Genomic DNA, 14,827 nt, shown 5'->3' on the forward strand with positions numbered 1-14,827 from the left:
GATGCCTTTTCCGCCAGGGTGCAGACTTTACTCAGCGTTAAGCAAATCAAAATGATGTGCTGAATCAGGAGGTTAATAATGTTATCTGGGCAAATACCCACCCGGCAATGGAACACCCGACGCAGCGAAAAAGCGCGTCGTCTGGCCTCCGTACCGGTGCAGGGCAAGGTTCTGCCAACCGGCGACCTTGTCGCCATGCTGGAAAAGCTGATCGCACCAGGCGATAAGGTCGTTCTGGAAGGCAACAACCAGAAGCAGGCGGATTTTCTTTCCCGCTCGCTGGCCGAAGTAAACCCGCAAATTGTGCATGACCTGCACATGATCATGCCAAGCGTTGGCCGCAGTGAACATCTGGATATCTTTGAGAAGGGCATTGCCCGTAAGCTGGACTTCTCCTTCTCCGGCACACAGAGCCTGCGCATCTCCCAGCTGCTGGAGGATGGTCAACTCGAAATCGGTGCTATTCATACCTATATCGAACTGTATTCACGTCTCTACGTCGACCTTTCACCAAACGTGGCGCTGATCGCCGGGTTTAAAGCAGACCGCAAAGGCAATCTCTACACCGGGGCAAGTACCGAAGATACCCCGGCGCTGGTGGAGGCCGCCGCGTTCCACGATGGCATCGTCATCGCACAGGTTAACGAGCTGGTGGACGACGAATGCGACCTGCCGCGCGTTGATATCCCAGGCTCCTGGATTGACTACGTGGTGGTGGCCGACAAGCCATTCTTTATCGAACCGCTGTTTACCCGCGACCCGCGCCTGATCAAACAGGAACATATCCTGATGGCGATGATGGCCATCAAAGGCATCTACGCTGAACATCAGGTGCAGTCTCTGAACCACGGGATCGGTTTTAACACCGCGGCAATTGAGCTGCTGCTGCCCACTTACGGTGAACAGCTCGGCCTGAAGGGCAAAATCTGTAAACACTGGACGCTGAACCCGCATCCGACGCTGATCCCGGCAATTGAAAGCGGCTGGGTGGAGAGCGTGCACTGCTTCGGCGGCGAACTGGGGATGGAAGAGTACATCCGCGCCCGTCCGGACGTGTTCTTCACCGGTGCTGACGGCTCCATGCGCTCCAACCGCGCCTTCTGCCAGCTGGCGGGCCAGTACGCGGTGGATATGTTTATCGGCTCAACCCTGCAGGTGGATAGTTACGCCAACTCCTCAACGGTGACCCGCGGTCGTCTCTCCGGCTTCGGCGGCGCGCCGAACATGGGCCATGATCCACACGGCCGTCGCCACGCCACTCCGGCCTGGCTGAACATGATCACCGAACCCGACCCGATGCAACGCGGTAAAAAACTGGTCGTGCAGATGGTGGAAACCTTCCAGGCGGGCGTGAAGCCCACCTTCGTGGAAAAACTGGACGCCGTTGACGTGGCGAAAGCCTCCGGCATGCCGCTGGCACCGGTGATGATTTACGGCGATGACGTCACCCACGTGCTGACGGAAGAGGGGATTGCCTACCTCTACCGGGCAAAAGATCTGGAAGAGCGTCGCGCCATGGTCGCAGCCGTGGCCGGTATCACCGATATCGGTCTGGGCGTGGATGCCAGACGCGTGGCGGAACTGCGCCAGAGCGGCAAGGTCGTGTACCCGGAAGACATGGGGATTCGCCGTACTGATGCCACCCGCTCTCTGCTGGCGGCGGGCAGCGTGGCTGACCTCGTTGAGTGGTCCGGCGGTCTCTACAACCCACCTGCGAAATTCCGGAGCTGGTAATGACACTACTGCCCCAGATTCAGGTTGAAGGCGGTGCCGAATGGCTGGCGCGAACCGCCACGCAGTGTCTGATTGACGAAGCACGCTTAAGCCCGAAACCCGGTCTGGTGGACAGTCGGGGGAACGGCGCGCACCACGATTTATCGCTTGCGCTGATGGAGCGCTCCGCGCACAGCCTGACCTCCACGTTTCAGGCGCTGGCGCAGCAGAGCTGGCAGCGTCCGGCGGATATTGCCCTACGGCAAACCGTTGGCCGCCTTGGCCGTGAAGGCGAACGGCAGATGATGATCGCCACCGACGGCGTGAATACGCACCGTGGCGCAATTTGGGCGCTGGGACTGCTGGTGAGCGCGGTGGCGATGCTGGGCGGCGATGCCCGCGCGCAAACCGTCGCTAACACCGCCGCACAGCTGGCGAAACTCCCGGACGACGCGGCACCGAAGGTGTTCAGTAAGGGGTTACGTGCCACGCACCGCTACCGCGTACCTGGCGCGCGGGAAGAGGCTCAGCAGGCGTTTCCGCACATCATGCAGCGCGCGCTGCCGCAGCTTCGCCTGAGCCGCCTCAACGGCAGCAGCGAAACAAACGCCAGACTCGACGCGTTGATGGCAATCATGACCTCGCTCACCGATACCTGCGTGCTGTCGCGCGCCGGAATGGAGGGGCTGGACGCCATGCAGAACGGCGCCCGGGCGGTACTGAATGCCGGAGGTTGCGCAACGCTCGCGGGGCAGCAGGCGCTGGCGCGGTTAGATCGCCAGATGCTGACGCTCAATGCCTCACCGGGCGGTGCAGCCGACCTGCTTGCCGCCACGCTGTTTCTTGACCGTGTCGAAACGCCCTATTCAAAGCATTAAGAGGATGTTATGGAAAAAATCACATTGACCATGCCAGCCAGCCGCACGTTAAGCGGCCGGGCGCTGGCAGGGGTAGTTGGATCCGGGGATATGGAGGTGCTGTTCACCGCCGAACCGGGCCAGACCTTAACCATTGATATCACCACCTCCGTCGACAACAGCCGTGGGCGCTGGGAGGCGTTATTCAGCCGCCTGGAGATCGTCAGCAGTCTGCCCGCAGGCAAGCTGACCATCCACGACTTTGGCGCGACGCCGGGCGTGGCGCGCATTCGTATCGAACAGGTTTTTGAAGGGGTGAGCCATGCGTGATGATAGCAGCATTATCGAATTAAAAGCGCGCCAGCGTGCGCAGGCGTTGCTCGACGAGGGCAGCTACCGCGAGCTGCTGGATCCGTTTGCAGGCATTATCTCTCCGTGGTTGGGGCCACAGGGCATTGTGCCTCAGGCCGATGACGGCATGGTGGTCGCGAAAGGGACTATCAACGGCCAGCCTGCGGTCGTCGTGGCGATTGAAGGCGCGTTCCAGGGCGGCAGCATGGGCGAGGTCTCCGGCGCGAAAATGGCAGCAGCGCTGGAGCTGGCGGCGGAAGATAACCGCAACGGCATTCCGACTCAGGCGGTGCTGTGCCTCGAAACCGGCGGCGTACGCCTGCAGGAAGCTAACCTCGGCCTGGCGGCGATTGCCGATATCCACGCGGCGATTGTTGGCCTGCGTCGCTACACGCCCGTTATCGGGATTGTGGCCGGGACCGTGGGCTGCTTCGGCGGCATGTCCATCGCCGCGGCGCTTTGCAGCTACCTGATTGTGACCCGCGAAGCGCGTCTGGGGTTAAACGGCCCGCAGGTTATTGAGCAGGAAGCGGGCATTGAAGAGTACGACTCCCGCGACCGTCCGTTTATCTGGAGCATGACCGGCGGTGAGGTGCGCTATCAGAGCGGGCTGGTGGACGCGCTGGTCGGCGATGGCGTGAATGCGGTGAAAGCCGCGATGAACGAGGCCATCGCCAAAGGCGTACCGGCAAAACATCGCACCGATAACTACGACGATTACCTGAACCGCCTGATGAATTTCGACACCCGCAAACAGGCCGATGCCGAACAGATTAACGCGCTTTTTGCCCGGGAGGTGAAATGATGAGTAATGCAATGAGCCGTGGCGCACGCTGGCTGGAAACCCTCGCCCCGAACGCCAAACGTATTGAGGGGCTGTGCCCGTCCGTGCAGGCGGCAGACGGCGAGCTGAACGGTGAAACGGTGCGTTTTATCGCCGTAGTGCCGGATGCCAACAACCACTTCCCGCGCGCGGCGAAAGGGGAAGTCGGCCTGCTTGAAGGCTGGACGCTGGCGAAAGTGGTCAGCGAAACCGTCGCGGCAGATGCTGATAAAGCCGTTAAACGCCCGATTGTGGCGGTGATCGACGTCCCAAGCCAGGCTTATGGCCGTCGCGAAGAGGCGTTTGGTATCCACCAGGCGCTGGCAGGCGCTGCGGCCGCCTACGCCAACGCGCGCCTGGCGGGTCATGCGGTGATTGGCCTGATTGTGGGTAAAGCCATGTCCGGCGCGTTTCTGGCGCATGGCTACCAGGCCAACCGCCTGATTGCCTTTAACGATAAAGGCGTGCTCATCCATGCCATGGGGAAAGCGTCTGCCGCGCGGATCACGCTGCGCAGCGTGGAGGCGCTGGAAAAACTGGCCGCCACTATTCCACCTATGGCGTATGACATCAGCAACTACGCCACGCTGGGGCTGCTCTCGAGCCTGCTGGATATCAGTAACCCGGATGCCCCATCCGATAGCGACCTGACGCTGGTGAAAACCACCCTGCAACAGGCCATCAGTGACGCTCGTCAGGATCCGACGCTGAAAAGCCGTCTGGGTGCTGACAATCGCCGCAGTTCGGCGCTCGTACGCGAACGTATGCGCGCCAGCTGGTAAGTAAAAAGAGACCTGCCAGATGCACAACCTCACGGGCGTATCCGTTACGCCCGTGCGGGAAGCTGCATCCTGAAAATAATAATCATCGCGCCAGTGCTACTTCTTTTTAATCACAGGTGATTTATGACTTACGTAATTGTTCATGCTCTCGCACCGATTTTCGTCATCATGCTGCTGGGATTCTGGGCCGGTAAGGCAAAGATGGTCGATAACAAAAATGTTTCCCTGCTCAATATCTTCGTCATGGATTTTGCGCTGCCTGCCGCGCTGTTCAGCGCGACCGTGCAAACCTCGTGGACCGGTATCGTGGCGCAGTCGCCGCTGATCCTGGTACTGACTCTGGCGATGTGGATCACCTACGCAGCCATCTATTTCCTTGCCACGAAGGTCTTTAAAAAATCCCCTCAGGATGCGGCCGTCCTGACGCTCACCGTCGCGCTGCCAAACTATGCGGCGCTTGGTCTGCCGATTCTGGGCAGCGTGCTGGGTGAAGGATCTACCACGTCTCTGTCTGTGGCGGTCTCTATTGCCTGCGGGTCCGTGCTGATGACGCCGTTCTGTCTGCTGATCCTGGAGCGGGAAAAAGCGCGCGCTGAGGGCAATACCTCCGGCTCAACCCTCTCTATGCTGCCGGTGCTGATGTGGCGATCCATTAAAAAACCGATCGTGATGGGGCCTCTGCTGGGTGTGATTTTATCCGCCATCGGCATCAAAATGCCGGAACTGGTCCTCTCTGCAATTAAACCGTTGGGGCTGTCCGCCACCGCTGCGGCGCTGTTCCTGACCGGGGTGATCCTCTCTGCCCGTAAGCTGCAGATCAACACCATGGTGATCACTTCCACCATCGCTAAGCTGCTGATCCAGCCAGCCATTGCCTGGGGTATCGTTTTAATCTTCGGTCTGCACGGCTCCGTGGCGATCACCGCTATTCTGATGATTGCGCTGTCTGCAGGTTTCTTCGGGGTCGTGTTTGGTAACCGCTTTGGCGTGCAGTCACCGGATGCAGAAGCGGTACTGCTGTTAAGCTCAGTCCTGTGTATCCTGTCGCTGCCGCTGTTTATCTCGCTGACTTCAGGAATGTAATCATGACCACAACATTACGCCCCCACGACCTCATCTGGCTTACCTCGCGCGACGCGCTGGAAGGTATTACTGAAACCTGGGTGGATGCCGCCTGGCATACCGGCTTGCCGGTGGTGGTGCGGCGTGATGTTGATAACGATGGCCGAATCCCCGTTGGCGTGCGCGGACTGCGCCGCGACCAGCGGGCGGCTGGATGGGTGAAGCCCGGGAATGTGTTACGCGTGGTGTCACCTGAAGAGCTATGCGTCACCGCCGATCTGCTGCGTTCGCCGTTTGTCACCCAGCCACCGGTTCAGGTGGCGTTACAGCTTGCGCAGCAGCCGTGGCCGTGGAGGTGGGGCATAACCGGCAGCACCGGCTATGCGCTGGCGACCGGCATTCCGGTGATCCATGCCGACAGCGATCTTGATCTGCTGATCCGCGCCCCGCAGCCGATATCACCCGACGCGTTTACCGCCTGGCAGTCGCAGTTGAGTGGTGCGCTGTGCCGGGCTGATACCCAGGTGGATACGCCAGAGGGCGGATTCGCGCTGGCGGAGTGGCTGCGCGATGGCAAAACGCTGCTGAAAACCCGCCGTGGGCCACGCCTGGTGGTTGACCCATGGCGCAGGGAGGAGTGATGAAAATACTGTTTACCTTTCCGGGGCAGGGTACGCAGCATGAAGGTATGCTGCAAAACCTGCCGGGAACGGAACTGGCTCAGGCGCGTGAGGTGCTGGGTGCCGAAGTTGATACGCTGGACAGTGCCGCCTCGTTAACCCATACCCGTGCGGTTCAGCTTTCTCTGCTGATTGCTGGCGTGTCCTGGGCGCGCGAGCTGGAGCGACGTGACGTGTCGCCTGACATCGTCAGCGGTTTATCGATTGGCGCTTATCCCGCGGCGGTAGTGGCAGGGGCGCTGGAATTTACGGACGCGCTTAAGCTGGTGGCGCTGCGTGGCGACCTGATGGAGCAGGCCTGGCCCCACGGCTACGGCCTGACGGCCATCATGGGCTTAACCCTGCCGCAGGTGGAACAGCTTATCGAGGGTAGCGGAACGTATATTGCTAACCTGAATGCCGAAACGCAGATCGTCATTGCCGGATCCGATGAAGGGATGGCGCAGGTGGCAAAACGCGCCCTGGAAAAGGGGGCGAGCAAAGTGCAAAGGCTGGCAGTCAGCGTGCCATCCCATTGTGAACTGCTGGCGGAGCCGGCACAAAAGCTGGCCTCGGCGTTTGAAGCGGTCACCCTTTCCCGACCGCGCTGTGCGTATCTGAGCGGCAGCACCGGACGCGTGCTCTGGCAGCCGGAGAAAATCGCGGACGATCTTGCCATGAACATGGCGCGCACCGTGCGCTGGCAGGAGGCGGTGATTGCCGCGAATGAACGTGAAGCCCGGCTGGCGATCGAGATGCCGCCCGGTGGCGTCCTGACCTGCCTGACACGTCAGGCGGCGTGGGAAGGGGAGACCATATCACTCGAGCGCAGCGGTGTGGATGTGGCGGTGCATCTGGCAGGAAGGCTTCGTGCGTGAATTTTTAGCCCGGTGGCGGCTACGCCTTACCGGGCCTACGGGTTCGGTTGCCTTGTTTTGTATCACACACTTTCCTGCAGGCTGCGCGCATACATCCGCCCTTCGGCGGCTAATGCCCGCAGGCTCGGGTCCTGCTCGCGGTTGCGGGCGAACACAATCGCGATAAGCTGCTGCATCTGGTACGGTTCTGCCAGCTTCAGTAGCTGCACTGAATTTTCGTAGACCTTCTTCATCCTGCCCGGCATCAGCGTAAAGCCGACGCCCGCCTGAACCAGGCTGAGCATTGAGAAAATGTCATTCACGCGGGTGACGATTTCCGGTTCAAATCCAGCGATATGAAATGCTTCCTGGAACCCCGCATAGGTGGCAAACCCTTCTGCCAGCGAGACAAATTTCTGATCTTTGTAATCGCGTAAATCCGCCAGCCCGCTGGTATTCAGCGTGGCAGAGGCAGGCGCGGCCAGGAAAATGTCATCATGAAACAGGGGCAGGACTTCAAGGCTGTTGCGGTCGATATTGCTTTCGGAAATCGAGATGAGGATCGCGTCCAGCGTACCGTCGTCAAGCATATGCAGCAACGTATCGTTGGAGCCCATGGTCAGATCCATCTCCAGATCCGGGCGACGCAGCTTCATGCCCATGATCAGGCGCGGCACGGTTTCCAGCGTCAGCGAGTAGAGCGTGCCGACGCGCAACCGTCCCTGACCAATACCGGCGACTTTACGGGACTCTTCCAGCCCGCGCTCCATCACCTGCATAACTTCCTGACAATACTCCAGCAGCGTCCAGGCGGACGGAAGGGCAATCAGGTTACGTCCCTTATGGGTAAAGAGCGGACAGCGGACGTTCTCTTCCAGAGTATGCAGTGCACGATGCACGCTGACGCCGCTCAGACCCAGCGTTTCGGCAGTACGCGCGATATTGCCCTTCTCCATAAACGTCATGAAGATGCTGAGCTTACGGAATGTAATGTCGCTCGTGATATCGAAACCCATAACCCTCCCGGCGTGTCAGTCAGCCTGCAGCATCGCTTCCAGCTGTTCCTGGGCATCCAGCCATGCCATTTCGCACTCTTCGAGGCTGGATTTGGTCTTCGCCTGGGTTTGCAGACAGTCGGTCAGCTCCGCTTTACGGCTCTGGTCATACAGTTCGCTGTCGCCCAGCTTCTCTTCAACGGCGGCAAGCGTGGCGTTGAGCTTTTCCATCTCTTTTTCGAGACGGGCAATTTCTTTACGCAGTGGTTGAGTCTGAGTACGCAGTTCAGCTTCACGACGCTTCTGATCTTTACGCGCCTGCGCGCTGTTGGCGTTCTCTTTCGCCGACTCTTCCGGCTGGTTCTCTTGCTTCTGCACGTCCGTCAGCCACTGCTGATAGTCTTCCAGGTCGCCGTCAAACGGCTCGACTTTACCGTCGTGCACCAGATAGAGATCGTCCGTGGTGGAGCGGATCAGGTGCCGATCGTGCGAGACCACAACCAGCGCGCCCTCAAACTCAATCAGCGCTTCGGTCAACGCCTGACGCATGTCGAGGTCGAGGTGGTTGGTCGGTTCATCGAGCAGCAGCAGGTTCGGGCGCTGCCAGACGATCAGCGCCAGCACCAGACGCGCTTTTTCGCCGCCGGAGAAACGCTCTGTGTTTTCAGTGACCTTATCACCCTGGAAGCCAAAGCCGCCGAGGTAGTCGCGCAGCTTCTGCTCCATCTCCTGCGGCGCCAGACGTGCCAGATGCTGGATAGGGGACTCGTCCGCGCGTAAAAATTCCAGCTGATGCTGGGCGAAGTAGCCCAGCTTGATGCCTTTCGCCAGACCGATTTCGCCGCTTACGGGGTTAAGCTCGCCCGCCAGCAGTTTGATGAGCGTTGACTTACCGGCACCGTTACGCCCCAGAAGACCAATGCGCGAACCCGGCACCAGGTTGAGTTTGATGGAGTCGAGGATGATGCGATCGCCGTATCCGGCGCTCACTTTTTCCATCTTCAGCAGCGGGTTTGGCAGGCTCTCCGGCTCGCGGAAGCTAAAGTGGAACGGGTTATCCACATGCGCCGGGGCAATCATCTCCATGCGTTCCAGCATCTTGATGCGGCTCTGGGCCTGCTTGGCCTTCGAGGCTTTGGCCTTGAAGCGGTCAACAAAACTCTGCAGATGCGCCACGCGCTGCTGCTGACTTTCGTACATCGCCTGCTGTTGAGCGAGGCGCGTTGCGCGCTGGCGTTCGAAAGAGCTGTAGTTACCGGTGTACTCGAACATATTTTGCTGTTCGATATGAATGATTTTATCCACCACCGGATCGAGGAAGTCGCGGTCGTGGGAGATCAGAATCAGAGTGCCCTGATAGCTCTTGAGCCACTTCTCCAGCCAAATGACCGCATCGAGATCGAGGTGGTTGGTCGGTTCATCGAGCAACAGCAAATCGGAGCGGCAGATCAGCGCCTGCGCCAGGTTAAGACGCATTCGCCAGCCACCGGAGAAGTCGCTGACGGGACGTTCAAGCTGTTCGTTGCTGAACCCCAGGCCGTGGAGCAGGCTGGAGGCGCGGGAGCGAATGGTCCACGCGTCGATGGCGTCCAGCTTGCCGTGGACGGTGGCGATGGCGTGGCCATCGTTGCGCTCGTTGGCGGCGTTCAGTTCCGCTTCCAGCTTACGGTATTCACGATCGCCATCAATAACATAGTCGAGCGCCGGCTCACTCAGGGCGGGCGTCTCCTGGTTTACCCAGGCGAGCTGCCAGTTTCCCGGATAAGTAAAGTTACCGCCATCCGCGCTAATCTCGTTTTTCAGCAGCGCCAGCAGGGTGGATTTACCGCAGCCGTTTTTTCCGACCAGACCCACTTTTTGACCTGGATTAATGGTGGCGGTGGCGTTATCCAGCAGGACGCGCACGCCGCGGCGAATTTGTAACGAGGAGAAAACAATCATAGAAGCGCCGTATGTTCCGACTATGTTAATTTGTCATTATGATAATGTAAGGTGTGGGCCATTTTCCGCACCGGGCCGCCATGGTAGCCCAAAACAACGACGATACACAAAAACAGAAACAGAACCGGGAGGGGAGTGATGTCTCAGACAGCAAAAGTGCTGCTGCTGTATGCCCATCCGGAATCTCAGGACTCGGTGGCAAACCGCGTCCTGCTTAAGCCGGCTACTCAGCTCAGTAACGTGACGGTGCACGATCTCTACGCGCACTACCCTGATTTCTTTATCGATATTCCGTACGAGCAGGAATTGCTGCGTCAGCATGATGTGATTGTGTTCCAGCATCCGCTCTATACCTATAGCTGTCCGGCCCTGCTGAAAGAGTGGCTGGATCGGGTGCTGAGCCGGGGGTTTTCCAGCGGGGTGGGGGGCAACCAACTGGCGGGAAAGTACTGGCGTAGTGTGATTACCACCGGTGAGCCGGAGAGCGCCTACCGCTACGATGGCCTTAACCGTTATCCGATGAGCGATATCCTGCGACCGTTTGAACTGACGGCGGCGATGTGCCGAATGCACTGGATGAGCCCGATTATTGTCTACTGGGCACGGCGTCAGGATCCGAAGGAGCTGGCGAGCCACGCCAGAGCGTATGGCGAATGGCTGGCATCACCGATTCCGGCAGGAGGGCGTTAATGGAAGGATCGAATTTACTCCTCGCCGGGGTGCTGTTTTTGTTTGCCGCGGTGGTGGCTGTACCGTTGGCCGCACGGCTCGGTATTGGCGCGGTACTCGGGTATCTGCTGGCGGGGATCGCGATTGGCCCCTGGGGGCTGGGATTCATCAGCGATGTCGATGAAATTCTCCATTTCTCCGAGCTGGGTGTGGTCTTCCTGATGTTCATCATTGGCCTGGAGCTGAATCCGTCAAAGCTGTGGCAGCTCCGGCGCTCTATCTTTGGCGTTGGTGCGGCGCAGGTGCTGTTCAGCGCGGCCATTCTGGCCGGGTTGCTGATGCTCACTGACTTTTCGTGGCAGGCGGCGACCATCGGCGGTATTGGCCTTGCCATGTCCTCAACGGCGATGGCATTGCAGCTGATGCGGGATAAGGGCATGAACCGCAGTGAGTCGGGGCAACTGGGCTTTTCGGTGCTGCTGTTTCAGGATTTAGCGGTGATCCCGGCGTTAGCGCTGGTGCCGCTGTTGGCCGGGCCGGGTGACGATCACTTTGACTGGGCAAAAGTCTCCATGAAGGTGCTGGCTTTTGCGGGCATGCTGATTGGGGGGCGTTTTCTGCTGCGGCCGGTGTTCCGCTTTATCGCCGCGTCAGGCGTGCGCGAGGTGTTTACAGCCGCAACGCTGCTGCTGGTATTAGGCTCTGCGCTGTTTATGGACGCGCTGGGGCTGTCGATGGCGCTGGGTACGTTTATCGCCGGGGTGCTGCTCGCCGAGAGCGAATACCGCCACGAACTGGAAATTGCGATCGAACCCTTTAAAGGGCTGCTGTTAGGGCTGTTCTTTATTTCGGTGGGCATGGCGCTCAATCTCGGTGTGCTCTATACCCATCTGCTGTGGGTTATTGTGAGCGTGGCTGTGCTGGTGGCGGTGAAAACGCTGGTGCTGTATGTCCTGGCGCGTATATCCGGGCTGCGCAGTTCGGAACGTATGCAGTTTGCCAGCGTGCTAAGCCAGGGGGGAGAGTTCGCGTTTGTGCTGTTCTCTACGGCATCGTCCCAGAAACTGTTCAAAGACGATCAGATGGCGCTTCTGCTGGTGACGGTCACGCTGTCGATGATGACCACACCGCTGCTGATGAAGCTGGTGGATAAACTGCTGTCGCGCCGCTTAAACCCGGCTGATGATGAAGACGAAGCCCCGTGGGTGGAAGACGATAAGCCGCAAGTGATTGTGGTGGGGTTTGGCCGCTTCGGGCAGGTGATTGGTCGTCTGCTGATGGCGAACAAAATGCGCATCACGGTGCTCGAGCGGGATATCAGCGCGGTCAACCTGATGCGCAAATATGGTTATAAGGTTTACTACGGCGATGCGACGCAACTCGAACTGCTGCGATCCGCAGGTGCGGAGGCGGCGGAGTCGATCGTCATAACCTGTAACGATCCGGAAGATACGATGAAGCTGGTCGAACTCTGCCAGCAGCATTTCCCGCATCTGCATATTCTGGCGCGTGCGCGGGGACGTGTTGAAGCGCACGAACTGTTGCAGGCGGGTGTGAAACACTTCTCGCGTGAGACGTTTTCCAGTGCGCTGGAGCTGGGGCGCAAAGCGTTGATTTCGCTGGGTATGCACCCGCATCAGGCGCAGCGGGCCCAGATGCACTTCCGACGGCTGGATATGCGAATGCTGCGCGAGTTGATGCCCGTACACACGGATACGGCGCAGATTTCCCGCGTGCGGGAAGCGCGTCGCGAGCTGGAGGAGATTTTCCAGCGCGAGATGCAGCAGGAACGACGCCAGCTGGACGGCTGGGACGAATTTGAATAAAGGGTAACCAAATATGGCTGTACGTAAACGCTTTATTGCGGGCGCAAAGTGCCCCTCCTGCCAGGCGCAAGATACTCTGGCAATGTGGCGTGAAAATAATATTGATGTTGTTGAGTGTGTTAAGTGCGGCCACCAGATGCGTGAGGCCGACAAAGAAGCACGCGATCATGTGCGCAAAGAAGAGCAAGTGATCGGCATTTTTCATCCGGACTAGCGATATGCCCTGAGTTTTTTTAAGCTAAAGGGTACACGGGTGCAGATTTCCGCTACAATCTGCGCCAGCAATTTTCCCACGCTCAGGAGATATCATGAAAGTAGCAAAAGACCTGGTGGTCAGCCTGGCCTATCAGGTACGTACAGAAGACGGTGTGTTGGTTGATGAGTCTCCGGTGAGTGCGCCGCTGGACTACCTGCATGGTCACGGTTCCCTGATTTCCGGCCTGGAAAACGCGCTGGAAGGTCATGAAGTTGGCGATAAATTTGACGTTGCTGTAGGCGCGAACGACGCATACGGCCAGTATGACGACAACCTGGTTCAGCGCGTTCCTAAAGACGTGTTCATGGGCGTTGACGAACTGCAGGTTGGCATGCGCTTCCTGGCGGAAACTGACCAGGGCCCGGTTCCGGTTGAAATTACTGAAGTTGAAGACGACCACGTTGTGGTTGATGGCAACCACATGCTGGCTGGCCAGAACCTGAAGTTCAACGTAGAAGTTGTCGCTATCCGTGAAGCAACCGAAGAAGAGCTGGCTCATGGCCACGTTCACGGTGCGCACGGTCACGACCATGACCACGATCACGGCCATGACGGCTGCTGCGGTGGCCACGGCCACGACCATGGTCACGACCACGGTAAAGGTGGTTGCGGTAACGGCGGCTGTGGCTGCCACTAATTCCGTATAACGGAAAATAAAAAAGCGGGATTATCCCGCTTTTTTTTCGCCTCAATAGTGAGGTGGTGGCGTCTCTTCAGACTGTGAGGCGATGTTTGACGGCTGCGTAGCCTTCAGCTTTTCCGTCAGCAGGCGCATATGATCCCGCAGTTTCGCCATTTCGAGTTCATGCGCGGTCACGGTCTGGTTAAGCTCTTCGATGGTGATGTCCTGAAAAGCCAGGCGGCTTTCCAGTTCAGCCAGTCTCGCTTCAATCGTTGTGTCCTTCATCATTCACCTCGTCTGTTTCTGATTCGCCATAATGGGCCAGCGGTGGCGAAGTTTAACTGAGTTTGTTCCTTAGTGCAGTATCCATCCCTTTGGCAAGAAACTTATTTAAACAAAAATAGTCTTAAAAGTGGCGAGAATCGGGAGAGTCTGTCTGTAGATTTCTTCCACAACGTTTTATAGTACGTAGCTCATTTACGTTTAATGCTGGGGTGAGAGTCCCCAGGCCCTGGAGATATGGATGAAATCACTGTTTAAAGTAACGCTGCTGGCGACGACGATGGCTGTTGCGCTGAACGCGCCGCTGTCCTTCGCTGCTGATACTGCTGCGAAGCCTGCTGCAACTGCAGACAGCAAAGCGGCGTTCAAAAATGACGACCAGAAATCTGCCTACGCACTGGGCGCATCTCTGGGTCGTTACATGGAAAATTCTCTGAAAGAACAAGAGAAACTGGGCATCAAACTGGACAAAGCTCAGCTGATCGCGGGTGTTCAGGATGCGTTTGCTGATAAGAGCAAACTGTCTGACCAGGAAATTGAACAGACTCTGCAGGCGTTCGAAGCGCGTGTGAAAGGTGCCGCTCAAACGAAGATGGAAGCGGACGCGAAAGACAACGAAGCGAAAGGCAAAGCCTACCGCGATACCTTTGCTAAAGAGAAGGGCGTAAAAACCTCTTCTACCGGCCTGGTATACAAAGTTGAGAAAGAAGGTACCGGTGATGCACCGAAAGACAGCGATACTGTCGTGGTGAACTACAAAGGTACGCTGATCGACGGTAAAGAGTTCGATAACTCCTACACCCGCGGTGAGCCGCTCTCCTTCCGTCTGGATGGTGTGATCCCAGGCTGGACCGAAGGTCTGAAAAACATCAAGAAAGGCGGTAAGATCAAGCTGGTTATCCCACCGGATCTGGCCTATGGCAAAACCGGCGTTCCGGGTATCCCTGCCAACTCTACGCTGGTGTTTGACGTAGAGCTGCTGGATATCAAACCGGCACCGAAAGCCGATGCGAAACCAGAAGCGCAGGCAGATCAAAAAGCTGCCGCAGACGCGAAGAAGTAATGTGATGAAAACCGCCGCCTTTAAGGCGGCGGTTTTTTTATTGTGGGGCAGATATAATTAACACTGGAA

The 14,827-nt window shown here is 58.2% G+C and carries 16 protein-coding genes; 13 read left to right on the plus strand and 3 right to left on the minus strand.

Annotated features, from left to right (window positions below; genetic code table 11):
* Nucleotides 1-78 precede the first annotated feature (78 nt).
* From mdcA to mdcH, 8 genes are all read left to right on the plus strand, one after another.
* Nucleotides 79-1,734 (plus strand): malonate decarboxylase subunit alpha, encoded by a 1,656-nt coding sequence (gene mdcA, locus ACOTX3_RS18895; RefSeq protein ID WP_058679224.1) that lies wholly within the window; start codon nt 79-81, stop codon nt 1,732-1,734.
* A complete protein-coding gene (locus ACOTX3_RS18900) occupies nt 1,734-2,591 on the plus strand; it encodes a triphosphoribosyl-dephospho-CoA synthase (RefSeq protein WP_013099049.1) in 858 nt (285 codons plus the stop codon). The genes mdcA and ACOTX3_RS18900 overlap by 1 nt, the downstream gene beginning before the upstream one ends.
* Before the next feature lie 9 nt (nt 2,592-2,600).
* A complete protein-coding gene (gene mdcC / locus ACOTX3_RS18905; protein WP_013099048.1) occupies nt 2,601-2,900 on the plus strand; it encodes a malonate decarboxylase acyl carrier protein in 300 nt (99 codons plus the stop codon).
* On the plus strand, nt 2,893-3,726 hold the full coding sequence (locus tag ACOTX3_RS18910; protein ID WP_058679223.1) for a biotin-independent malonate decarboxylase subunit beta: 834 nt from the start codon (nt 2,893-2,895) through the stop codon (nt 3,724-3,726). Before mdcC ends, ACOTX3_RS18910 begins: the two co-directional genes overlap by 8 nt.
* Nucleotides 3,726-4,526 (plus strand): biotin-independent malonate decarboxylase subunit gamma, encoded by an 801-nt coding sequence (gene mdcE / locus ACOTX3_RS18915; protein WP_045295074.1) that lies wholly within the window; start codon nt 3,726-3,728, stop codon nt 4,524-4,526. The genes ACOTX3_RS18910 and mdcE overlap by 1 nt, the downstream gene beginning before the upstream one ends.
* A gap of 123 nt (nt 4,527-4,649) precedes the next feature.
* On the plus strand, nt 4,650-5,609 hold the full coding sequence (locus tag ACOTX3_RS18920; RefSeq protein ID WP_421631639.1) for an AEC family transporter: 960 nt from the start codon (nt 4,650-4,652) through the stop codon (nt 5,607-5,609).
* 2 nt (nt 5,610-5,611) lie between these two features.
* On the plus strand, nt 5,612-6,229 hold the full coding sequence (locus ACOTX3_RS18925) for a malonate decarboxylase holo-ACP synthase (protein WP_038981573.1): 618 nt from the start codon (nt 5,612-5,614) through the stop codon (nt 6,227-6,229).
* Nucleotides 6,229-7,125 carry a malonate decarboxylase subunit epsilon gene (gene mdcH, locus ACOTX3_RS18930; protein ID WP_038981575.1) on the plus strand — a complete coding sequence of 299 codons (897 nt, stop codon included), beginning with the start codon at nt 6,229-6,231 and terminating at the stop codon, nt 7,123-7,125. The genes ACOTX3_RS18925 and mdcH overlap by 1 nt, the downstream gene beginning before the upstream one ends.
* A gap of 62 nt (nt 7,126-7,187) precedes the next feature.
* Here mdcH and ACOTX3_RS18935 read toward each other — a convergent pair whose 3' ends face one another.
* On the minus strand, nt 7,188-8,120 hold the full coding sequence (locus ACOTX3_RS18935; protein ID WP_013099042.1) for a LysR family transcriptional regulator: 933 nt from the start codon (nt 8,118-8,120) through the stop codon (nt 7,188-7,190).
* A gap of 15 nt (nt 8,121-8,135) precedes the next feature.
* Nucleotides 8,136-10,040: an ABC transporter ATP-binding protein gene (locus ACOTX3_RS18940; protein WP_013099041.1), complete on the minus strand. Its 1,905-nt coding sequence runs from the start codon at nt 10,038-10,040 to the stop codon at nt 8,136-8,138.
* Between the two features lie 138 nt (nt 10,041-10,178).
* On the opposite strand from ACOTX3_RS18940, the gene kefG reads away from it, so the two are divergent.
* From kefG to slyD, 4 genes are all read left to right on the plus strand, one after another.
* Nucleotides 10,179-10,730, plus strand: a complete 552-nt coding sequence (kefG, locus tag ACOTX3_RS18945; RefSeq protein WP_013099040.1) for a glutathione-regulated potassium-efflux system ancillary protein KefG — start codon at nt 10,179-10,181, stop codon at nt 10,728-10,730.
* Nucleotides 10,730-12,535: a glutathione-regulated potassium-efflux system protein KefB gene (gene kefB, locus ACOTX3_RS18950; RefSeq protein WP_020690480.1), complete on the plus strand. Its 1,806-nt coding sequence runs from the start codon at nt 10,730-10,732 to the stop codon at nt 12,533-12,535. Before kefG ends, kefB begins: the two co-directional genes overlap by 1 nt.
* Before the next feature lie 13 nt (nt 12,536-12,548).
* Nucleotides 12,549-12,749: a YheV family putative zinc ribbon protein gene (locus ACOTX3_RS18955; protein ID WP_013099038.1), complete on the plus strand. Its 201-nt coding sequence runs from the start codon at nt 12,549-12,551 to the stop codon at nt 12,747-12,749.
* A gap of 94 nt (nt 12,750-12,843) precedes the next feature.
* Nucleotides 12,844-13,428 (plus strand): peptidylprolyl isomerase, encoded by a 585-nt coding sequence (gene slyD / locus ACOTX3_RS18960; protein WP_013099037.1) that lies wholly within the window; start codon nt 12,844-12,846, stop codon nt 13,426-13,428.
* A 51-nt stretch (nt 13,429-13,479) separates the two neighbouring features.
* On the opposite strand, the gene ACOTX3_RS18965 is transcribed toward slyD, so the two are convergent.
* On the minus strand, nt 13,480-13,698 hold the full coding sequence (locus tag ACOTX3_RS18965) for a protein SlyX (RefSeq protein WP_003861693.1): 219 nt from the start codon (nt 13,696-13,698) through the stop codon (nt 13,480-13,482).
* Nucleotides 13,699-13,936: 238 nt separating this feature from the next.
* Between ACOTX3_RS18965 and fkpA the strand changes: the two genes are divergently transcribed.
* Nucleotides 13,937-14,758, plus strand: coding sequence for an FKBP-type peptidyl-prolyl cis-trans isomerase (gene fkpA / locus ACOTX3_RS18970; RefSeq protein ID WP_013099036.1), 822 nt, complete (start codon nt 13,937-13,939; stop codon nt 14,756-14,758).
* The last annotated feature ends 69 nt before the right edge of the window (nt 14,759-14,827 follow it).

It is taken from the genome of Enterobacter cloacae complex sp. IR5384 (assembly GCF_049237265.1).
Classification (GTDB): Bacteria; Pseudomonadota; Gammaproteobacteria; order Enterobacterales; family Enterobacteriaceae; genus Enterobacter; species Enterobacter cloacae.